The 22,558-nt window shown below is 49.8% G+C and carries 17 protein-coding genes; 11 read left to right on the top strand and 6 right to left on the bottom strand.

From position 1 onward, the window contains the following. Positions 1-142: 142 nt before the first annotated feature. The 5 genes from dgcN to tmpT all read left to right on the top strand — a co-directional run bounded on the left by dgcN (position 143) and on the right by tmpT (position 5,284). Positions 143-1,138 (top strand): N-acetyltransferase DgcN, encoded by a 996-nt coding sequence (gene dgcN / locus BFC18_RS03590; protein ID WP_070123825.1) that lies wholly within the window; start codon positions 143-145, stop codon positions 1,136-1,138. Further along, positions 1,138-2,127 (top strand): N-acetyl-D-Glu racemase DgcA, encoded by a 990-nt coding sequence (dgcA, locus tag BFC18_RS03585; protein ID WP_070123824.1) that lies wholly within the window; start codon positions 1,138-1,140, stop codon positions 2,125-2,127. Before dgcN ends, dgcA begins: the two co-directional genes overlap by 1 nt. A 200-nt stretch (positions 2,128-2,327) precedes the next feature. Next, a complete protein-coding gene (locus tag BFC18_RS03580; protein WP_070123823.1) occupies positions 2,328-2,855 on the top strand; it encodes an NADPH-dependent FMN reductase in 528 nt (175 codons plus the stop codon). A 200-nt stretch (positions 2,856-3,055) separates the two neighbouring features. After that, entirely contained in the window at positions 3,056-4,615 is a 1,560-nt protein-coding gene (locus BFC18_RS03575; protein WP_070123822.1) for a sodium:solute symporter family transporter, read from the top strand. Positions 4,616-4,648: 33 nt separating this feature from the next. Continuing rightward, a complete protein-coding gene (gene tmpT, locus BFC18_RS03570) occupies positions 4,649-5,284 on the top strand; it encodes a thiopurine S-methyltransferase (RefSeq protein ID WP_070123821.1) in 636 nt (211 codons plus the stop codon). A 394-nt stretch (positions 5,285-5,678) separates the two neighbouring features. Here tmpT and BFC18_RS03560 read toward each other — a convergent pair whose 3' ends face one another. Then, positions 5,679-8,786, bottom strand: coding sequence for an efflux RND transporter permease subunit (locus BFC18_RS03560; protein ID WP_070123819.1), 3,108 nt, complete (start codon positions 8,784-8,786; stop codon positions 5,679-5,681). A gap of 2 nt (positions 8,787-8,788) precedes the next feature. Then, on the bottom strand, positions 8,789-9,856 hold the full coding sequence (locus tag BFC18_RS03555) for an efflux RND transporter periplasmic adaptor subunit (protein WP_070123818.1): 1,068 nt from the start codon (positions 9,854-9,856) through the stop codon (positions 8,789-8,791). 222 nt (positions 9,857-10,078) lie between these two features. On the opposite strand from BFC18_RS03555, the gene BFC18_RS03550 reads away from it, so the two are divergent. The 3 genes from BFC18_RS03550 to BFC18_RS03540 all read left to right on the top strand — a co-directional run bounded on the left by BFC18_RS03550 (position 10,079) and on the right by BFC18_RS03540 (position 12,788). Next, positions 10,079-10,594, top strand: a complete 516-nt coding sequence (locus BFC18_RS03550) for an NUDIX hydrolase (RefSeq protein ID WP_139138940.1) — start codon at positions 10,079-10,081, stop codon at positions 10,592-10,594. A 58-nt stretch (positions 10,595-10,652) separates the two neighbouring features. After that, the gene (locus BFC18_RS03545; RefSeq protein WP_139138939.1) at positions 10,653-11,438 is read left to right on the top strand and encodes a class II aldolase/adducin family protein; all 786 of its coding nucleotides are present in this window, start codon (positions 10,653-10,655) and stop codon (positions 11,436-11,438) included. Between the two features lie 165 nt (positions 11,439-11,603). Then, a complete protein-coding gene (locus tag BFC18_RS03540) occupies positions 11,604-12,788 on the top strand; it encodes a mandelate racemase/muconate lactonizing enzyme family protein (RefSeq protein ID WP_070123815.1) in 1,185 nt (394 codons plus the stop codon). 46 nt (positions 12,789-12,834) lie between these two features. Here the strand turns inward: BFC18_RS03540 and BFC18_RS03535 are convergent, their stop codons facing one another. Continuing rightward, complete coding sequence (locus tag BFC18_RS03535; protein WP_070123814.1) at positions 12,835-13,389, bottom strand: TetR/AcrR family transcriptional regulator; 555 nt, start codon at positions 13,387-13,389, stop codon at positions 12,835-12,837. A 93-nt stretch (positions 13,390-13,482) separates the two neighbouring features. Between BFC18_RS03535 and BFC18_RS03530 the strand changes: the two genes are divergently transcribed. From BFC18_RS03530 to BFC18_RS03520, 3 genes are all read left to right on the top strand, one after another. Then, the gene (locus tag BFC18_RS03530; RefSeq protein ID WP_070123813.1) at positions 13,483-13,947 is read left to right on the top strand and encodes an HPP family protein; all 465 of its coding nucleotides are present in this window, start codon (positions 13,483-13,485) and stop codon (positions 13,945-13,947) included. Between the two features lie 130 nt (positions 13,948-14,077). Further along, a complete protein-coding gene (locus tag BFC18_RS03525) occupies positions 14,078-14,734 on the top strand; it encodes a potassium channel family protein (RefSeq protein ID WP_070123812.1) in 657 nt (218 codons plus the stop codon). Continuing rightward, entirely contained in the window at positions 14,731-16,095 is a 1,365-nt protein-coding gene (locus tag BFC18_RS03520) for a TrkH family potassium uptake protein (RefSeq protein WP_070123811.1), read from the top strand. The genes BFC18_RS03525 and BFC18_RS03520 overlap by 4 nt, the downstream gene beginning before the upstream one ends. A gap of 16 nt (positions 16,096-16,111) precedes the next feature. Here BFC18_RS03520 and BFC18_RS03515 read toward each other — a convergent pair whose 3' ends face one another. The 3 genes from BFC18_RS03515 to BFC18_RS03505 form a co-directional block, all read right to left on the bottom strand. Then, on the bottom strand, positions 16,112-16,954 hold the full coding sequence (locus BFC18_RS03515; protein WP_070123810.1) for an amidohydrolase family protein: 843 nt from the start codon (positions 16,952-16,954) through the stop codon (positions 16,112-16,114). Beyond that, the gene (locus BFC18_RS03510; RefSeq protein WP_070123809.1) at positions 16,954-17,703 is read right to left on the bottom strand and encodes an SDR family NAD(P)-dependent oxidoreductase; all 750 of its coding nucleotides are present in this window, start codon (positions 17,701-17,703) and stop codon (positions 16,954-16,956) included. The genes BFC18_RS03515 and BFC18_RS03510 overlap by 1 nt, the downstream gene beginning before the upstream one ends. A gap of 153 nt (positions 17,704-17,856) precedes the next feature. After that, on the bottom strand, positions 17,857-22,371 hold the full coding sequence (locus tag BFC18_RS03505) for an ExeM/NucH family extracellular endonuclease (RefSeq protein WP_070123808.1): 4,515 nt from the start codon (positions 22,369-22,371) through the stop codon (positions 17,857-17,859). Positions 22,372-22,558 lie beyond the last annotated feature (187 nt).

Here is a 22,558-nt window from a genome sequence, read left to right as displayed (position 1 = left end):
ATCCTTTGAAAAAGCCACCGATTCGGTGGCTTTTTTGTATGAAGATTGTCGCATATCACTTTCCACTAGCAGTTTCCCGCTTGTATTCCCCACCCGCTTTCCTTTAAATGGTCTCTTACTATTAATGGTTTGTGGAGTAACGATGATCTTAACCCCGCCGTACCTGTTGTTTATCGGTGATGCGACCGACCCGCTGAGTATCAAAATGGCCAAAAGTGTGGCCGACTGGAACCCAGATGCCTGCATTGGCGAATACGCGCTTCCTGGCTGCGAGGTATCTACCGGCTTACCTGCAATGACTATCAATGAAGCGGTGTCTCAGGGCGCAAACACATTCGTACTCGGCTTTGCCAATAGCGGCGGCTTTATTGATGAAGCCTGGGTTCCCACCATTGTTGAGGCAATTGAGGCAGGTATGCACGTAGTGAGCGGCCTGCACGACAAGCTCACTAACATTCCCGCCGTAGTTGAAGCCGCAAGCCGTATTGATAGACAGCTTATTGATATTCGTCATCCCACCACCCGTTTTAAAACCGGTAAAGGTATCAAGCGCAGTGGAAAACGCTTACTTACCGTGGGCACCGACTGTTCGGTAGGAAAAATGTATACCTCTTTGTCGCTTACCAGAGCACTCAATGAGGCGGGCAAGAAAGCCACGTTCAGAGCCACCGGACAAAGCGGTATTTTGGTGGCAGGTGAAGGCGTCGCTATCGATTGCGTGGTAGCCGACTTTATTTCCGGTGCGGTAGAAACCTTAAGCCCGGATAACGACGATGATCACTGGGACATCATCGAAGGCCAGGGTTCATTATCTCACCCGGCATTTGCTGGTGTGTCTCTGGGCTTGTTGCACGGTTCCCAGCCTGACGCACTGGTAATTTGTCATGCACTAAACCGCTCACATATGCGCGGATTACCCCACTACCCTCAACCCACCCTTGAGGATGTAATTGAAATGACCACTAAGGCTGCCAGCCTGACCAACCCCGATGTGAAGGTTGTTGGTATTGCCGTAAACACGTCAAGTGTGAGTGAGGAAGAGGCGCGGCAATACTGTGAAGATATCAGCCAAAAATTGGGCCTACCGTGTACTGATCCGGTGCGATTTGGTGTAAGCAACATTGTTGGTGCGCTCTAATGGCCTTAACCATTTCTGTTTACCACGAGAGCTTCACCCTGGCGGAAGTGTTTCGTATTTCCCGCGGTGAGAAAACCGCTGCAGAAGTGATTCGTGTGACCGTTAGCGACGGTCACTTTACTGGTCAGGGCGAATCTGTACCTTATGGCCGCTATGGCGAATCCATTGAATCGGTGACTGCTGAACTTGAGTCGGTAAAGGGAAAGCTGCGTTATGTGGAAGACCACGCATTATTACCCGATTTACTAAAAGCGGGCTCTGCCCGTAATGCCCTGGACTGTGCATTTTGGGATTTACGCGCCAAAATCAGTGGAAAGTCGGTGGCAGAACTAACGGAGTTAACGCTGCCTGAAATGTGCGTGACCGCACAAACCATTAGCGTAGATTCGGTTGAGAACATGCAGGCGTCAGCACGTAAACTGGCTGGCGCTCCGGTAATAAAGGTGAAACTTGACCCCGAAGCGGTAGTGGAAAAGATTGCCGCAATTCATCAGGTCACACCAAACAGTCAACTAATTGTAGACGCTAATGAAGGCTGGTCAGTGGATGTGCTTAAAGCCGTTGCCGACCAACTGAAAGCCTGCAATGTCGTATTGATAGAGCAACCATTGCCAGCTGCAGAAGACGCGGCGCTGGAAGGCTATGAATGCCCAATACCGCTTTGTGCCGATGAATCCTGTCATACCGCAGATAATCTCGAAACACTACGTAAGCGTTACCAGAGCGTTAACATTAAGCTGGACAAAACTGGCGGCCTGAGCGAAGCCATTGACCTACTTCAACGCGCCAGAGAACTGGGATTTACGGTAATGGTAGGTTGTATGGTGGGCACATCACTGGCGATGGCTCCCGCTTATTTACTGTGTGAGGGCGCAGAATTTGTCGACCTCGATGGCCCACTGTTGATTGCAGACGATCGCCCGAACGGGTTCAGTTTTAGCGCCGGGAAAATGTGGCAGCCTTCGCCATTCCTGTGGGGTGTGAAATAGGCTGGCACTAAATTACGGTGCGTACAAAACGCCATCCATCACTCTTTGGCAACGCGGAATTCATACAAATTACGGATGATCATGTTGAGGTAAACGTTCGTTTCATAAAATCGAACGTTTTGTCTGGTATTTAGCAATTACCCAAAAGCGTGAAAAACCGTATTGTATAGTGAACAGAAACTCAGAAAGGATTTTAATAAATGAAAGTTGTAGCTTTTGGTGCCAGTACTCACAAAACCTCTATTAACAAAGCGTTAGCGACTTATGTTGCCGGTCTCATCGACGGCGCAGAAGTAAAGGTACTCGATATCAACGATTACGAGATGCCGCTTTACACTCAAGATCGCGAAGAAGAACTGGGCAGCCCTGAACAGGCTAAACAATTTCTTGCAGATATCGCTTCCGCCGATGCGCTGGTTATTTCTTTTGCAGAGCACAACGGCCATTATCCAGCGGCTTATAAGAGCTTATTCGATTGGGCGAGCCGAACTAATCGCGAAGTATACGCGCATAAACCCGCTGTTTACCTGTCAACATCACCAGGTCCAGGTGGCGCGAAATCAGTGCTTGGCGCAGCAGTGGCCTCTGCAGAATTCTTTGCCGGTAACGTAAAAGCCAGCGTATCCGTGCCTAACTTCTACGATGTATTCGACGTAGAAGCCGGTAAAGTAACCGATGACGCAGTAAATGCAGAATTGAAAGAAGCCGTTGCTAAGTTAACCGCTTAATCAACACGTTCTTCTTGTTAGATTTAAAAGGCAGCTTGGCTGCCTTTTTTGTTTCCTGCCCTTTGTTGAACAATTCCCCATCGCCATCGGTATAAATCCCAACCACAATTCAGCGACTTGCTGTGCTAAGGTGGTGAAGTGCCTGAGCAGTAAACGGTATTTTGCGAACTTATCCGTAGATAATAAAAAAGGGGAAAAGGATGACCTGGCTCGACTACCTCATTGTAGGACTCTATTTACTTGGCTTGCTCTGGCTGGGGTTACGATTCCGTCATCAGGAAAGCGGCCAGGAATACTTTCTCGGTGGACGTTCTCTGGCCTGGCCCACACTCACGCTTTCAGTGATGGCTACCCAACTTTCGGCTATCAGTTTTATTTCAGCCCCCGCATTTGTTGGGCTTCGTGAAGGTGGCGGACTGATTTGGTTAAGTTACGAACTTGCCCTGCCCCTTGCCGTTATCATTATGCTATGGCGCTTGCTCCCCACCTTGCACAATGCCGGTGTGGTGAGTGTGTACGATTATCTAGAACAGCGGTTTTCCCGGTCCACTCGTCTGCTTATCAGTTTTGTGTTCCAGATAAGTCGCTCCTTTGCCACCGCCATTATGATTTATGCCATTAGCCTTATCCTGCAAGGCACCATGGGGCTGAACCAACTTCACGCCATTTTAATCATTGGGGTCATTACGCTGATTTATTCTGCCATGGGCGGTATGAAAGCGGTGGTTTATGGCGATGCGATTCAGATGGTGTTAATTGTTGCCGGTGCAGGATTATGTCTGTGGGCTGGTCTGGACGCCGCCGGTGGCTGGCAGCAAGTCATGAACATCATTCCTTCAGAACGCTTGCAGGCTGCGAACACAGAAACCGCGGGCCTTGATGGCAGCGACTTTGGTTTGCTGCCGATGATTTTTGGCGGACTGGTGCTTTACGCTTCCTACTATGGCTGCGACCAGTCCGAGGCGCAGCGTTCGCTGTCCAGTCACAGTATCAGCGATTTAAAAAAGATGCTGCTCACTGTCGCTTTTCTGCGTTTCCCCATCACCGTGCTGTATTGCGCTGCGGGGTTAGTGATTGGCGCAGTGGTGCTGTCTACCCCGGAATTACAAGCGCAGATCCCCGCTGACGAGCCAGACTGGATGATGCCGATCTTTATCGTTAATTATTTGCCTGCGGGCATTGTCGGTATTCTTGTGGTGGCGATTCTGGCGGCGGCCATGTCTTCGCTAAGTTCTGCCATCAATAGCCTTGCCGCGGTAACTACGGAAGACATCTGCCGCGTCACTGGCGCAAAGCCCGACGATGAAAGTTACCTGAAACGGGCACGCATCGCAGGTACAGTGTGGGGATTAATCACACTGGTACTTTCGCTATACGCAGGCAATATTGCGCCTACGGTCATTGAAGCCATCAACAAAATTGGTTCGGTGTTTTATGGTCCAGTTTTAGCCACCTTCCTTGCAGGCATACACAGCCGCAAAATTTCTCCGGTTGCGATGAATATTGGGCTGTTAGCCGGTGTGGGCACCAATGTCTTTTTATGGCTCAGCGACAGTACTCTTTTCTGGTTCTGGTGGAACCTCATTGGCTTTGTCATTACGCTGGTTGTAGCAGGGTTATCGAGTTTTATTTTACCCAACGACAACGCACACAAACTTGCGTCGGTTAGAGGAATCAGCTATCAAGCAGCAGCGGTTTTAGTCGCATGGTCAGGTATTCTTACATTAACAGTGATTTACCTGCCGGACTGGTTAAGCTAATCTGCCAACATCTAAACTGATAAGGAATGGAAGATGGATCCAGAATTCTGGTTAATGAAGTGGCATAACAATGAGACCGGTTTTCATGAACAGGAAGCCAATCCTAACCTGACCCAAAATATTCATCGTTTATCGCTGGCACCAGGCAGCCGCATTTTTGTGCCGCTGTGTGGTAAAACGCTGGATATTCCGTGGCTGATCAAACAGGGCTACTACGTGGTGGCAGCCGAACTGAGCACCATTGCCATTGCGCAATTGTGTCAGCAACTGGATATTATTCCTGACAGCACAAAAATAGGTGACATCACACGCTACGACGGCCCGGGTTTTACGTTATTCGGCGGCGATATTTTTCATATTACCCCCGACATGCTGGGCAATATCGATGCGGTTTATGACCGTGCAGCACTGGTAGCCCTGCCGTTTGAAATGCGGGTACGCTACACCAAACACCTGCGCGACCTCACAGGCACTGCCCCGCAGCTGTTGATCACTTTCGATTATGATCAGCAAAAAATGGACGGCCCTCCCTTTGCGGTAATTGCCAACGAAGTGGAGCAACACTACATCGACCATTACAGCATTACCTTGCTACACGGCAACGAAATCAATCTGAAAGGCAAAGTAGACGCCCAGGAAAACGTGTGGCTGCTGAAGGCCGGCGCTTGAAAGCTTGCGGGGCTGGTTAAAGACCGGCGCTTTAGGAGCCTTGCGCATTTAAAATTCGGAACACGCCGTAAACACATCCATGTGGGCTCGACTGCCGCATCCCTGCGGCAGACGGTTCCGAATTTAAAATGCTCCAGGCTCCCGCGCCGGTCTTTTCGCCCGAGCAAGCGACTCATCACGCTAGTAGGCTTTGTCCCTTCAAGCATTTCCCTCAACAGCCCAATAGGGAGCTATCAATGCGTTTTGAATCCAAAGTCCTCTCAGCTTTCGCGCCAGCCTCCCATGCATCTCATGAAATTTGACCAGCGGCGTGTTCCAGATTTTAAATGCGCAGGGCTTCCACAGCACCGGCCTATCGTAAATCACCGGCTTATCGTACACCGCTGGCCTTTAGCTACTCCAAATCCCCTTTGCGGTAGGGAATGGCGGCGTCTTCTTCGGCCAGTCTTTTGGCTCGGGTTTCTGGTGAACCGGTGTTTCTAGCAAAGGTGGCGTATGCCGTTGGTACGATGTACAACGTCATGAATGCCGATACGATTACCCCAGCAAAAATCACCATACCAATGACCATTCGGCTTTCAGAGCCCGGGCCACTGGCGAGAACCAGCGGCAGTGAGCTGAATACCGTGGTGAAACCAGTCATCACGATAGGGCGTAATCGCTGGGCGGCGGCGCGACGTAACGCCTCTTCAAATTCCACGCCGGCATCCCGCAATTGATTGGCAAATTCGACGATTAATATACCGTTTTTCGCCGCAAGACCAATGAGCATCACCAGTCCAATCTGACTGTAAATATTCAGTGTCATACCGCTTAGATACAAACCTATAAAAGCCCCCACCAGCGCCAGTGGCACCGTGAGCATGATCACAAAAGGATGCACCCAGCTTTCAAACTGCGCAGCGAGGATAAGGTACGTTACCGCCAGTGCCAGGATAAACACGAAGATAAAAGAACTTCCCTGCTCATGGTAAAGCTGGGATTCCCCTTTGTAGTCCACAGAAGCAGCATCGGGCAACTCGGTGTGTACAATGTTTTCCAGATAAGCCAAGGCTTCGCCCAGTGTGTAGCCTTCCGCCAAATTAGCTTCAATGGTAATAGCGCGCATGCGGTTGTAGCGGTTAAGCACCGCCGACGTTGCCTGCTCATCCACAGTTAGCAGGTTGTCCATGGGAATGAGCTGACCGGTTCGCTGGGAACGCACATACAAATTGTCGATACTGTTTGGGCTACGGTAGTCTTCCTCAATCCCTTCCATGATAACGTAATACTCTTCACCACGGTCCAGGTAGGTTGATACCCGTCGCTGCCCCAGCATGACTTCCAGTGTACGTCCGATATCCGAAATAGAAACGCCGAGGTCGGCCGCCCTGTCACGGTCGATATTCACCTGCAACTGTGGGGAGGTATCTTTGTAGTCAGAATCTACGCGCACTAAGCCAGGGTTTTCACGGGCTTTATCCAGAATAATATCCCGCCAGCTCACTAAGTTTTCGTAGGTATCGCCCTGAAGAACAAATTGCACAGGCTGTCCGGCACGTCCAGCGATGCCACTACGCATCATACCGAAGGTTCGCACGTCGGGAATGGCATCCAGCTTTTTGGTCACTTCGTTCATTAGCTCAAAAGAGGTGAAATCACGCTGATCCCAGGGTACTACGCCCACCACGGCAAGACCTGCGTTGGTGCCGAAGCCGGGCGCTCTTACCAGCAGTCGATCAAAAGTGCCTTCCTCTCGATAGGGCATGAGAATTTCTTCGATTTTGCGTAAGTTAGCCGCATTACTTTCGAAGGATGCCCCCTCCTGGCTCTTCATCAAAATGTAAAATGTGCCGCGGTCTTCTTTGGGCGTAAACTCGCTGGGAATTTTGCCGAACAACTGCCAGATAAGCGTTAGCGTTATGACAAAAAGTAAGGCCATCAGCCAGGGCTGATGAATGGTTTTTCCCAAACTACGATGATAGAGCCCTTCGATTGACTGAAAGCGTTTGTCCAGCCAGTTGCCAAAGCCACTGTTGCGGGTTTGTTTTTTGAGTAATTTCGAGGCCATCATGGGCGACAGCGACAGAGCGGTAAAACTGGAAAAGGCCACTGCAGCGGCCATAGCCAGGGCGAACTCAGTAAATAACCGCCCGATATTCCCTTCCAGAAACACCAGAGGTACAAATACCGAGATCAGCACCAACGTGGTCGCGATTACCGCAAAGCCGACCTCCTTGGTTCCGCGATAAGCGGCTAGTAATGGCGTTTCTCCCATTTCGATGCGACGGTGAATGTTTTCCAGCACCACGATGGCATCGTCCACCACCAGGCCAATACCCAGCACCATGGCAAGTAGTGTTAAGAGATTGATAGAGAAGCCGAGCAGGTACATCACGATGAATGCCCCAATCATCGACACAGGGACAGTAACTGCCGGTATAAGCGTGGCGCGCACATTGCCGAGGAAAAGGTAGATCACCAAAACCACCAGCAGCATGGCAATGATAAGCGTGTTGTACACTTCGTTGATGGATTCTTCGATGAATACGGAAGAATCGTAACTGGGCACAATAAAGATGTTATCCGGCAGAGTTTCTTCTATTTTAGCGATTTGTTCTTTGGCTGAACGCACCACATCCAGGGTGTTGGCTTTAGACTGTTTAATGATCCCCAGGCCAATCATGTTTACCCCATCACCACGAAACTCACTTTCGTCGTCTTCCGGGGCCAGTTCCACGCGGGCTATCTCACCTAAGCGTACCAGGTAACCTTCCGAACCTACCGCTACGGTGAGCTGGGCAAAGTCATCGGGTGTCAGGTATGAACGGGCTACCCGAACTTCGAAATCGCGATCGTTGGACTCGACCTCTCCGGCAGGTAGCTCTACGTTTTCCGAACGAATCACGTCTTCTACATCAGTTACCGTAATGCCACGTGCTGCCATAGCATTGCGGTCGAGAAAGACTTTCATTGCATACGTACGCTGCCCCCCCAAACGCACCCGCGCCACGCCTTCTGCAATGGAAAGACGGTCAACCAGAAAACGCTCGGCGTAGTCGGTCAGTTCCATGGTGTCGAGGTTGGTACTTCGCAGGTTAAACCACACCACCACATCTTCATCGGAGTTGGCTTTGGCAACTTCTGGCGGATCGGCCTGCTCAGGCAGATTATTCAGTGCCCGGCTAACCCCTTCGCGCACATCGTTAGCGGCAGCATCAATGTCGCGGGTAAGCTGAAACTCAATGGTAATTTGTGAACGGCCGTTTCGGCTGCTTGAGGTGATATTTTTAATGCCTTCAATACCGCTGATGCGATCTTCCAGCAATTGGGTGATACGGGTTTCGACAATATTGGCCGATGCGCCATCGTAGTTTGTCGTGATCGAAACAATGGGCGGGTCGATATCCGGGTATTCCCGTAACGACAACATGCTGATTGCCACAATCCCGAAGATCACCACCAGCAGGTTGATTACCGTGGCAAACACCGGACGCTTAACGGAAGTATCTGATAACCACATGGTTATTCTCCTTCAGCGTTTAGCGGGTCCAGAACTCTTACCTTGGAATTCTGCTGTACTCGCAAAGTGCCTTCGGTCACGATGCGCTCGCCCTCACTGAGGCCGTCAACAATTTGCACAATGCCAGGTTTACGCTCACCAATAATCACTTCTCGCTGGTGCACCACGTCGCCGTCGATTACGAAAACAAACTGCTTATCTTGAATGGGTACCAGGGCTTTTTCCGGAATCACCAGGGTTTCCAGCACCTGCTTTTCCAATGTAATTTGCAGCAACATGCCTGGGCGGAGTCGCGTCGGATTGTTTTTGATGAGCCCCCGCACTAAAACTGACCGGGAGACGGGATCAATACGGGAATCGATGGTTGAAATTTCACCTTCAAAAGTTTCACCGGGATACGCCACCGAGCGAGCGAAAACCCGCTGCCCCGGTGACAAGCTGGCCAGTTGCCCTTCTGCAACACTGAAGTCCACTTTGATTACGCTGATATCGTCGAGCGTAGTGATAATTTCGCCAGGCTGCACCAACGAACCGACACTGACATTACGAATACCCAGCACGCCAGAAAAAGGCGCGCGGATTTCCAGCTCGGAAAGTTGTGCTTTAGCTACATCTAACTGAGCGGTCAGGGCTTTTACTCTGGCTTGTTGTTCATCGAGAATTTGTTGCGATGCGGCGCGGGTTTTCGCCAGGTTAACGACCCGCTCAAACTGACGCTGCGCTTCGTCAATATTCGCTTCCAGCTCAACGACCCGGGCAAGTTCTTCTTCGTTGCTAAGCTGCACCAGCAATTGGTTCACCTTAACGTGATCGCCATCGTCAAATTTCACCTCGCGCACACGGTCTGTTTGCTGCGCAGTAATGGTGACCGACTCATTCGCATTAGCGGTGCCCAAGGCTTCAATGGTAACCGGGAACGTTTGCAATACCACAGATTCAGCTCGAACCGGGGTAGCAAAACCATTACTCGCCGATGTTTTTTCTTCTTCAGGTAAACTGACATAAACAAGAAAGCCACCCAGCGCGACAACTCCCAACAAAAGCGGGGACAATATAGATTTCATGGACATCTCTGATTCCTTCAACATTTCCCGGTCGATAATCGTCGTGCTTTCAAGTGGTTAACCTGTATTACATTTCATTCCATAGACCGAAATTTTAAAACAAGTCCGGTTCGGACCTGTGATTATTATTGTTATACTGCCGCCACTGATACGTAGTCAGTGATCTTGTATAAGAGCCTAAGACTCTTTTAAATTTTTAATTGAATAACATTTATTTTACCTGGTTGTATGTTTTTTAGGTTTCGCTTATCAGCCATATTGTTACTTTTGCCGCTTTTCGGATGCACTGACCTGCCCGCGCCTCCGGCATGTCGCACCATCGAGAGTACGCCCCAGCAACATGACACCCTGGCTTGCATAATAAAAGCTGATACCGACACGCTACTCTGGCAAAATGCCGGTGGCTTACTCGAACTGCCCGTGGCCCAAACAGCTGAAACAGAGGCGGAACAATGCACGTTGCATCGTGAAGTCTTTGCACAAACCGGTATTAATGTTGAAGTTGGTAAGTTATTACTTACAACAAAGGACAACATGGGCATCTATGCGTGCAGCCAGCATGCTGGACTGGAAGGTATCGGCCAGCCCTTCGCTGCTCCAGCCTGGGCGAACGACAATTTGAGTTGGGTGAAGCGGGACGTCTACCAACTGACAATCCGGGATATGCAAAACCGGGATCATCTTATCCCCTTGCGGGATAGCCTTTCAGTGCTGTTCCGCCAAAGCCAGACCGATAAAGAATGAGTTAGATGAAGTCGGGATTGTTGGTCTTTCCTTCCTCTGCTACTTTAAATCAATACAAATGAAAAGGAGTGACTCCGTGTTTGAACTCGAACATTTCAGTTTGAAAGACAAGGTGTCGCCAGAAGAATGGCAAACTCGGGTGGACCTCGCAGCCTGTTACCGTTTGGTCGCGGACATGCGTTGGGGCGACTTAATCTACACCCATATTTCAGCCAAAGTACCCGGAACCAACCACTATCTGGTTAACGCGTTTGGCCTGACCTTCGACGAGGTACGGGCGTCAAATCTGGTAAAGGTTGACCTGGACGGCAATATTCTCGATGGCTCGCCTTATCAGATAAACCCAGCCGGTTTTACTATTCACAGCGCGATTCATGAAGTGCGCGAAGACGCAAAATGCGTCATTCACCTTCATACCAAAGCCACCATTGGCGTTGCAACGCTTAAGGGCGGACTCAAGCCATGGAGCCAGTACTCGCTGTTTTCACTGCCTTCACTGAGCTACCATAGCTATGAAGGTTTAGCGGTTAACGACAACGAACGTAAACAGCTACAAGAAGATTTAGGCGACACGAATCACATGTTATTGCCCAATCACGGCGGCCTGACAGTTGGCCCCACCGTGGGCGATGCATTTATGCGCTTCTACGATTTGGAGCGTGCTTGCGATATCCAGATGTCGTTGATGCAAGCCGGTGAAGAAGTCATCGAAATACCAGAGCCTATCGTAAAAGGCATTTACGAGCAGGCCAAAATCGTCCACGCTGGTGAAACCGGCGGACAAAAAGCCTGGCCAGCCATGCTGCGCCGCGCATATAAATTAGACCCGACATTCTGCGAATAAGCGCCGACGCAAGCTTTCGCGGGGACGGGATTGGCATTCACAACACGGCGTAAACCCATCCATGGGGCCTCGACTGCCGCATCCCTGCGGCAGACGGTTGTGAATGCCAATCCCTTTCCCCGCTGCGCCTGCGTTTAAACTGCAATATCAGATTCAGGACATAAAATGAAAATTACCAAAGTTGAAATTTTTGATATCGAGTGCCCCGAGCGTCCGCCTTGGAACCCGGTATTTGTGCGTATTTATACTGACGAAGGCATTACCGGTTTAGGTGAAGCCGGTTTGGCTTACGACTGGGGTCATTCGGCTGCAGCGCACATGATTAAAGAAATCGCCGAAGCCATGCTAATTGGTTGGAACCCGTTTAACACTGAAGGCCTGTGGTCGAAAATGTTGCGTGAGAGCTTCTGGGGTCTCGGTGGCGGTCCTGTGATTTACGCCGCCATGAGTGCCGTGGATACCGCACTGTGGGACATCAAAGGTAAAGCTCTTGGCCTGCCGGTATATCAACTACTGGGAGGCAAAACTAACGGCAAATTGCGTTCTTACGCCAGCCAATTGCAGTTCGACTGGGACACCACCATTACAAAATTGATCCAGCCTGAAGAATACGGTCGTGCCGCTGAAAAAGCCATGGCGGAAGGTTACACCGCTGTGAAGGTTGACCCCATCGTTTATGACATCAATGGTGACACCCACTTCGACCGTACGAAGATAATCTCTCGCGCTGAAATGAAGCTGTTCCGCGCTCGTCTGCAAGCTATTCGTGATGCCATGGGCGACGAAGGTGACATCATCTTTGAATGCCACAGTTTGCCGGGCGCCACCACCGCTATTCAACTGGGTGAGCTGGTAGAAGAATTTGGCTGCATGTATTACGAAGAGCCAGTGAACTACCTGAACTCTAAACTGCACGACAAGGTTGCCCGTAATGTGAAAGCGCCAATTGCCGGTGGTGAGCGTTTGTATAATCGCTGGGGAATTCGCCCTTATCTGGAAGATCAGTCTCTCGACGTATTGCAGCCAGATATTGGTCTGTGTGGTGGCTTCACTGAAGCGAAGAAAGTGTGTGACTACGCTGACATTTACGATGTGCGCATTCAGGCCCACGTATGTGGTGGCCCTGTTGCGACTGCCGCCAGCCTGCATCTGGAAACCGCTATCCCGAACTTCCTGATCCACGAGCACCACACCTACGCAACCAAATCCTGGAACCGCGAGCTGTGTATTCAAGATCCACAACCGGTTAACGGTTTTATCGAAGCGCCAGACACACCGGGAATTGGCATCGAACTGAACGATGAAGTCGTTTACCGTTCACCAAATATGTCAGTAACCGCGCTGAAATAAGCGCTGAATTGTCGATTCACCTCAAGGCCGCAATTTGCGGCCTTTTTTATCCTTGTCCCTTATCATTCGATAAGATTTTGACTGCCAACGCACAGGCCGCATCCGCGCCACCCGACACTTGCGCTGTGACAATAGCGCCTTCCATCAACAAACATACTTTGTTTAACCGCTGTTCATCACATTGGAGGTATCGTCCAATCGTTTCTCTGACCACTTGTTTATGCAATTGACAACGCTGGAACACAGCACTCTCAGCATCACTGAATTCGGCAGAGGTGTTAATAAAAAAGCAGCCTCGAAAATAACCGAGCTTTTCCTCTTCACTGTTAAACCAGCTGCTAAGTGCCATGAATAACTTTTCTACTGCGGCGTCACCTGTTGTGGCTTGCTGTAAACTCTCATTTAGCCAGCTAATAAAACGCTCGTGACGCAGTTGAAGAGCTGCCAGCAGCAGCTCGTCCTTGCTGGCAAAATGGTGATACAGAGTTTTCTTAGCAACCCCCGACTGTGCCAATATTTCGTTTATACCGATAGCGTGAATACCACGCGCGTAAAAAAGCTGCAGAGCAGTTTCAGTTAGAAGTTGCTTTTTCGCTGTCATCTCATCTTTCCTGAAGAACCGTTTGACAATGGTAAACCGACCTGTCTACCATTACAAGTAGACAAATCAGTCTACCTCAACAGGAAAATGCAAATGAACAGATTTAATACAGCCATTCTCGCCGGTATAGGCGCATTCGCCGCAATTGCCTTACTCGCTTTTTCGCAACAGTCTCTGACTGATATCGCTCTGGTTATGGCACCATTCGGGGCGACGACCGTGCTGGTTTTCGGATTACCCGAAAGTCCGTTAGCGCAACCTAAAAATGTAATTTTAGGCCACCTGGTTACTGCTACTGTTGGTATTCTGTTCGCGCAATACCTTGATGTTACGCCGCTGACATTGGCACTGGCTACGGGAATTGGTGTTAGTGCTATGTTGCTGACAAAAACAACACATCCGCCCGCCGGTGCGAATCCGTTACTCATTATGATGACCTGTCAAGGCTGGGCATTCCTGATTACGCCTGTGCTTATTGGGGTAATAGTGATTGTTTTAGTAGGAAAAGCCTCTCAGATGCTATTCAAAAAGTCAGAAGCTATTTCAGGAGCAGGATAATATTGCTCGCAACTGCTATAGACGGTCGCTGAAAAAGTCCTGAGCGAATGTTCCATATTCTTGCTTCTTTCGTAGCACTCTGCATCACACGATTACAGCCACTTGGCTGATCTGAAATGGAGTACATCAATTGGCGCATTTTACAGTGATTGGTTTAGGTAGATTTGGCATTACTACAAGCCTTGAACTCATTCACCTTGGTCACACTGTGACCGGCATCGATATTGACGAAAAACTGGCAGAGCAATATGCCTCTGACTTAACTCAGACCCTCATCTGCGATGCAACCGACGAAAGAGCAATGGCGGAACTGAGTCTTCACGATAGCGAAGCGGTAATTGTCGCCATTGGTGAGGATATGCAGGCCAGCTTGTTGTGTGTGCTCAATTTGAAGCATGAAAATGTGAGCAATATTTGGGTGAAAGCCAACAGCCAGGCGCATCATACCATTCTCTCGAAACTTGATGTGGCCAGAATCATTCATCCCGAAGAGGAAATGGGTGTGCGGGTGGCTCAGGCACTGAACTACCCAATGGTGAATGATTACCTGAGCCTCGGACACGGGCACTACATTGTGGAAGTGGTAATTCCGCAAAAGCGGACTCCCTTTACCCTCAACGACCTGATAAACGGATACAAAAACGACATTCACTGTCTGATGATAAAAAGGCGGCAGAGTATTCATTGTTCGCCGGATAGCACGTTTGGTTTTGAGACTGACGATCAGGTCATACTCAGCGGCCCCAGGGAAATTCTGGCAAAAATAGCACCGAGACTCAGCCGTTGAAACGCTGGTTACCGGGAAACCGACCTCTTGAGCGTAAACCCCGTGGATCTCTAAAAATTCAGGCGGCGCCGCCCCTTATCCTGTCGCTGAGTTTCTTAGGTTTTATCTTGCTCGGCACCGTTCTGCTTAAACTGCCTTTCGCCACCACGGCCCCCATTTCCTGGGTACACAGCCTGTTTACGGCAACTTCTGCAGTAACGGTAACTGGCCTTGCCATTGTCGATACAGGAACCGGATTTACCCTATTCGGACAGATGGTGATAGCCGGCCTCATTCAGTTTGGCGGGCTTGGACTAATGACGTTTGCCGTTGTTACCCTGGTTGCCATCGGCAGCAAAATTAGCTTTTTACAGCAGAGTGCAGTGAAAGAAGCTTTCAATGAAACCGATACATCTTCACTGGTAAGTACCGCAAAAGCCGTTATTCTGTTTGCCCTTGCCGTTGAAGCTATCGGCATTCTTGTATTAAGCGCGTATTGGCAAACTGAAATGGGCTGGAAACAGGCCTGTTACGAAGCATTTTTCTATACCATTTCCGCGTTTAACAATGCGGGATTTGCGCTCTCATCAGACAGCCTGTCGGCCTACGTAAATGATCCGGTTGTGAATATCACCATCACCGCACTGTTTATCACCGGCGGATTGGGATTTTCGGTCTGGATTGACCTGGTTAAAAAGAAAAAATGGCAAATGCTTACGCCCTACAGTAAAACCATGCTCCTGGGTACGCTCATTATTAATGTGGCCGCGTTGCTACTTATCTATCTCATCGAATACGACAACCCTGAAACTCTCGGTAAACTCGATGCCGCAGGCAAATGGTGGGCTTCCTGGTTTCAAGCGGTGACGCCCCGTACGGCAGGATTTAATACGCTGGACATCAATGCACTGGAAGACGGCTCAGTTACCCTCATGCTTCTGCTTATGTTTATTGGTGGTGGGTCGATGAGTACGGCAAGTGGCATTAAAGTAGTAACTTTTGTTGTGCTGCTTACGGCAACGTATAACTTCCTGCGAAGAGAGCATGCGCCAACGCTGTTTCAGCGCACCATTCGTCCTGAAACGGTATCGAAAGCGCTGGCGTTAACCGTCATCTCTGCGGGTGTCACCTGGATTGCTATTTTTGTCCTGACGATTACCGAAACCGCGCCCTTCATCGACATCGTTTTTGAAGCAGTATCGGCATTGGGCACCGTAGGTTTGTCACGGGGATTAACGGGGGATTTATCAGCCTGGGGAGAGGGCATTATTATCGTGCTCATGTTCCTCGGCCGGCTTGGCCCGCTTACCCTCGCTTATCTTCTGGCAAGCCCACGACAGCGCAGAGTTCGCTTCCCGGATAGCCGTTTATCAATAGGCTAAACGCACGCAATATCAATTAGAATCTGTACCAGTTGTGGGCATTTTGGTAACACAGCTGGCCTCGCACAGCATCCGGCACACAGGGAATGAGTTGCTCCCAGAATTCTGAGTACGAATAGCGCCAATTGCTTAGCGGAAAATTGCTCGCCAGCATCACACGGTCAGTGCCAAACAGATTAATAAGATCGTTAATAATGATTGCAGCGCTCTGGGTGCGCCAATTACGGTTTGTCATTTCCCAGCCAGAGGCTTTTACTGCCACATTAGGGCAACCCGCTAGCGCCGACATATTGGTTTTCCAGTTCGCGTAATTGATTTCAGAAGCAGGCGGAAAGCCGCCATGGTTTACCACTACACGCAGCGCTGGCATCAGATGACACACTTCGATAAGTGCGGAAATGCCTGCGGTATCTTCGCCGTACAGCTGCGCATCAAAACTCAGTTCAGCTTCGGCCAGCATAGACAATGCCCGTCGAGCTTTACTGCTTTGCAATACAACGAAAGCACTGTCATCGAGTATATGACGAACGCCAACCACAGACTGGCGCTGAATAAGCGCGTGCATCACCGCTTCAAAATCATCTGCTTGTAAATCGCACCCGGCAACAGATCGCATGGGCGAAGTGCAATTCGACTCCAACCAATCAATTTCCCGCCAGGGACGTACGTTATCGAATCCCGCTTCAATATGTACATAACCGGCAAGCCCTTGCTCGCCAAAAAGGCGCAGATCTTTTTCAGCAAAAGACTTGGCAATGTCAGCTTTATCCGACCAGAACGGCGGATTCTCAGGCTTCAACCAATGATAGTCACCGTGGTCCAGAGCGAAGAAATGTAAGTGCGGGTCGATAAATTTCATTATTGTGCCGTGTAGCCACCGTCGATGCACTGCAGACTGCCGGTAATAAACTTTGCATCATCACTGGCAAGAAAATACGTAAACGCCGCCACTTCTTCTGGCTGCCCTAGTCGCCCGAGTGGTTGCGCGGCCTCTTCCTCGGCGTGTACCAGCGCTTTATCTGCACCGCTAGCTGCCACATATTTGTCGATGGCATTGTGATACAGCGGGGTTTCAATGGTTCCCGGACACACGGCATTCGCGCGAATGTTAAAGAAGGCATAATCTAACGCGGTGGTTTTCGCCATGGAAGCCAGCGCGGCTTTACTCATATTATAGGCGAAGGAATTACGCTTGCCGATAATCGCCTGATCAGAAGCCATGATGATGATGGCCCCGGATTTGGCTTGTTTCATTGCGGGTAACACAGCCCGCACGGCGTGATAGGCACCCTTTACATTCAGCGAGAACACCCGATCGAAATCTTCAGGTGAGGTATCTTCGATGGTGGCGGAAAAATGCATACCTGCATTGCTAACCAACGCATCTATTCGACCGAATCGATTGAGGGTTTCAGTGATACAGTCAGACACAGCGCTTTCACTGGTGACATCGCATTCCATCCACTGCGCCTGTTCCACCGGCTTATCAAAATCGCAAATGTCCAGATTCACCACCTGATAGCCATTCTTGGCGAACTTCTCCACCACGGCTAAGCCAATGCCAAGACTACCACCGGTAACCACACAAACGGGCGTTGATTGAGACATGCTAATTCCTGTAAAACGATTTTGTATCAATACGCTTAAGCATGCACTGATGTGCAATGAAAGTAAAAATGAAGGGGCTTTTTGATGGTAAAACACACAAAAAAAAGCGCCCGGCGTTAACCGAGCGCTTTCAAAAATGGTTTTACGACCAGATTAACGGTTGCGATTTAACAAACTTGATATCGCTGCCGCTTTAGTCGTAACCGCGGAAGCAAGGGTGCGGCCACGGCCTGATGGCGTAGCATCTTCCGTCGCACAGCCTCTGCGGGTACACATACGACGCATAGCACCGATGTCGCGTGCATTTACACGGCCATCGTTGTTCAGGTCGAATGACATATCAATTTCCTGACGGGCAAAAATAGCTCGCATCAGTGCTGTGACATCATCACGGTCAACATCGCCATCACCATCCCAGTCGCCGGTTACTGGCTCTTCTTCTGCTTCCAGCAGATAAGTACCAATCACAGGATCGTGGTCAGAAGCGCGATATACCAGTTCATTCAGGAATGAAGCCGGCTTGTACTCTTCGTTGTAATCGTAAAATTCAGGCTCATCACTGTTAATGTGCCATTCGTTTACGTCTACCATCATGTCCATAGCCGCTTGGTTCACCAGCATGTAATCCAGTGTTCCTGCCAGGCCATCGTAAGAGTAGCTGTAAGAAGCATTACCTTTCATTTCGGCAACAGAATCTGCATAACCCGCCGATGCCAGTACCTGAATAGGATCTTCTTTTGCGTAAGCGTTGTAGTCGCCCAGCAGAATAGTCGCCGTGTCGCCATAGGTTTGCTCTAAGAACGCAGTAATAGCAATCGCTGCACGGGTACGCTTACGATTACAGTAGCCTTGCTCTAAATCGCCATCTTCCTGACAGCTTGAGCTTGAACCTTTTGACTTCAGGTGGTTTACGTCAACAGCAAACGTTTTACCCGACTCAACGTGGGTGAACAGTTGAGACAGCGAAGGACGGTTACCGTAATCCACGAACAACGGACCTTCTTCGTCAACGATACTATTCGCTTCCAGCAGAATAGCTGGCGAGCCTACAGGTGTTACCACAGCTGGACGATACAGAATACCTGAGGTAATTGCATCGGTGCCCAGTTGGTCGCCACCGGCATCAACGTAAGCATAAGTGCCTTCACCGAACTCATCGTTTAAGGCTTCGGTAAGCTGTGCAACCGCGCTCAACGGGCCAAAACCATCGTTTTCGATTTCCATCAGGCCCAGTACATCAGCGTCGATCTCAACCAGCGCGTTAACGATTTTCGCTAACTGACGCTCGTATTCTGACAGTGAGTCTGCACCGCGAGCTGTTGGGAAGCCTTCGCCGTTACCGTCACCATTAAACAGGTTCAGCACGTTGAAGCTAGCAACTTTCAGGTTACCTTCTTCCACATAGGGTGAACTTTCACGGTAGTTTTCTGCAACCAGTGAAGGCACTTCCGTAGGACGAATACGGTAAGCGGAGTAACCATAATCCATAACACCCGTTACGCCTGTGATCAGGTCACCAGAGCGAATGGTATTGTCCGGATTAAAACCACCCTCAGGTAACATCCACTCAGAAGCGTAGCCATCGGCGTTGTCGTCGATGATTAATACATCCAGAGCATTACTTGCAGCCAGCGCAGCTGATGCTTCAGTACCAGGCAAATGGATTTGCGTAGGATTGAACAGACGTTCTGTAGACACCCACACTTCGCCAAAATCGCTGTAAGGATAGATGTTGCTGATGGTCCAGTTTGCACTGCTAGTTACCACCATGCCTTCGTATTTTTCGAAGCTGTCAGCACTTTCCATCGGTAATGAAATCACTACCGGCGTGACTGCGCCAGTACCGCAAATCAGTGCGTCAGACGTGGCTTCAACAAGGGTACGACCGTAATCTTCAGTCACATTACCTGCAACACGAATCACATCACCTTCGGTAACAACTTCGATAAGTGAAGTACTTGCAATAAATACACCTTCAGACGTGGTGTCATCGCCGTCAGAATCTGCCGCTTCTTCCTGAACCCAGAAACCTTCCAGCGCAGGTGTTACATGAGTAACGATAGCTTCGATAACCACGCTTTGCCCAGCCAGTGGTGATTCAGCACCTGAACCCTGCACTTCACTGATAAAGGTTGCTTCGTCGCCACAAACACCGATTTCGTCACCGCCGCCGCCGTCTGAGCTGCCATAAGCGCCAAGGAACTGGAACGTATCCTGGTCGTAAACATCCCACTCAAGGCTAGGATCGAATTCGTCATAGGCTTCTGTATCGCCTTCGGTAATGGCAGCATTACGCACCAGTGTGCGGTTTTGCGTGCGAACGTCATCGCCCTGCCAGTAAGAACCTGGATCTTCGCCAATACGACCAAAGCTATCAACGATTTCACCGTTGTTGCGTAACACAATGGCGTCGTCGCCGTTGAACGTTAATGAACCACTGGTGAGATCGGCAACCGCAAGGATGGCACTGTCTGAGCCGCTGTTTGCCAATACATACACATCGCCCGGCGCTAATGTGCCACTTAATGTGAAAGTTTGACCTGCGTAGTCACGTCCATTAATGAACATCTGAACATCGTAAGCACTTAAATCAACAGGTGCAGATGTGAGGTTTACAATTTCCAGCGCTTTGTTGTTAGAGCTACCTTCAATGTATTCAGAGAAGAACAGTTCTGTAGCTGGAGTAACGTAGGTACCAATTGGGAACGGTACTGCTGCCGTTGCATTGCTGGTTTCGCCATCGAAAACATTGGTGCCGGCCACTTCCCAGTTGGCAACATCAAAGGTAGCTGATGGACCACCGGCAATACGGTATGCCCAGCTGTCTAAGTGATCCCAGGCTTCACCTGTGCCATCGGTGTTGATGTCGCCGTAAAGATCAACAACTTCACCGTCACAGAATACTTCAATGGCGTCGTCACCATTAATCGACATCGCGCCACTGGTATAGTCAGGTGCAAAACCGAAGAAAGCTTCAAAACCTGCAGATTCGCTGGCGATGTAAATAAACTGGCCTGCAACCGCAGAGACTGCTGGGAAGGTAAATTCTTCGCCGTCAGTGCCACCACCGTTATTTGCACTGCCCACACCACAGGTACTTAAGTCGTCGATGTTCTGATTAACGAACAGTTCGATACCTTTTGGTGTACCGCCACTCAACGGGCCATCAAAAACACCGGTCAGGGTAAGCGGTGAGAATCCACCTGGTACCGGAGTTGGCTCTGGTTCCGGCTCTGGCTCGGGATCAGGCGTTGGTTCTGGCTCTACAGCATCACAGCTATCAGCACTATAGAACAGGCTAACCCACTCAGGATGGTCAACAAACGGGTTACGGTTGCCCTGATATTCGTAAATTGCACTTTGACGGTTAGTTTCAACAACATCAACCGGGTCAGCATCATTCCACGCCAGCAAGGTACACAGTTTACCCAGCGAAGGTTCGCCAGAACTGGTGATGCGGTTAACCAGCGCTAAGTCTGGTGTAACATCACTACCCGCGCCTTCGTAGCGGATATCCATGTACAGCATTTGACGGGCAATATCCCCTTTCACCGCATCGCGAGGTTCAAAGGAATCGCTGTCACGACGGTTAGCAGGCGCTTCCGGCAGAGGCGCATCAGAATAATCAAAATCCAGATTGCCACGAGAGCTGTTTACCGTGATATCAGAAGGGCGAAGATGCTGAATATCAGTGTAAGCTTCTGCGCTTGAACTGCTAAAGCCATGACTTTTCGGCCAGCTATGCTCACGGTTCCAGTAATCAGGCTGTGATGAATCGCTACCCGAACCATTTTCTGACTTTGGAATAGAGTTTCCTGAGTAAATCAACAGGATGTTGTCAGGATTCGCGGGATCTTCGTCTGTTTCCGTTAAGGCAGTCCACACTTCACTGTATGTCAGTACGTGCTGACCGGAGATCGTTTCACTGAGGATTTGACGAATAATAGCGGTATCAGAACCGGCGTCGATTTCGGACTGCACTGCAGCATAATAAACAGCAGGATCAAAAGTCGAGGCGTCAGCCACTTTATCGATATCTGGGCAATTGGTACAAACGCCGCCGAGATCTTCATCTTCGCCGCCACCACCGTCGCCATCACCACCACCGTCGTAGTCGTGAGAGCCCAGACCGGTGTAGTCGTTCTGAGGCAGGCCAACCCATTCGCCGAGTCCATAGGCATCGTTAGGATTGGTATCGCCCGTGGTCACTGAGCTATTACGGATGAGGGTTTGGTCTTTGGTAGACAGGCCACCTTCGCTCCAGGATGAACCCGGATCGACACCGAGCTGACCAATACTGTCGAGTATGTTGCCCGCGTCGTCGGTGAGAATAATCGCATCATCACCATTGTACAGGCTCTGGGTTGTTAACTCATCGGCCAGGGCCTTCAACGCATCTTCCGCGCCTGATTGCGCAATAACTAACGTACCGCCCGGCGCGATAGAACCACTTAAATCAACAATGGAACTGGCTGACAAGCCACCATTATTGTATACGGAAATGGTATAACCACTGAGAGACACACTTTCTGTCGTTGGATTGTAGAGTTCCAATGCTTTATTGCTACTACTTCCCTCGACGTACTGAGATATCAGCAAGTCACTGCCACTGGCAGAGACTGAGGCTGTAATCCCCAATACCAAAGGAAGCACGATAGGTGCTTTCATTATTGTTGCTCCTGCTTGTTATTAGAAACTGTCCCAAAGTGCAGTTGAAGAGTATAAAGAAAATACTACAGAGAAATGACAACTTTTTGACCCAAACTGACATTATTTTGACCAACTGGTCTACAGGTATTGCTTGGTAAGGGCTGCAGGAATATTAGGTTAGATTTATATGTAAATTTAATCGAGG

The organism is Alteromonas confluentis (genome assembly GCF_001757105.1).
Lineage (GTDB): Bacteria > Pseudomonadota > Gammaproteobacteria > Enterobacterales > Alteromonadaceae > Alteromonas > Alteromonas confluentis.
This window is presented reverse-complemented; position numbering and strand designations above follow the sequence as displayed.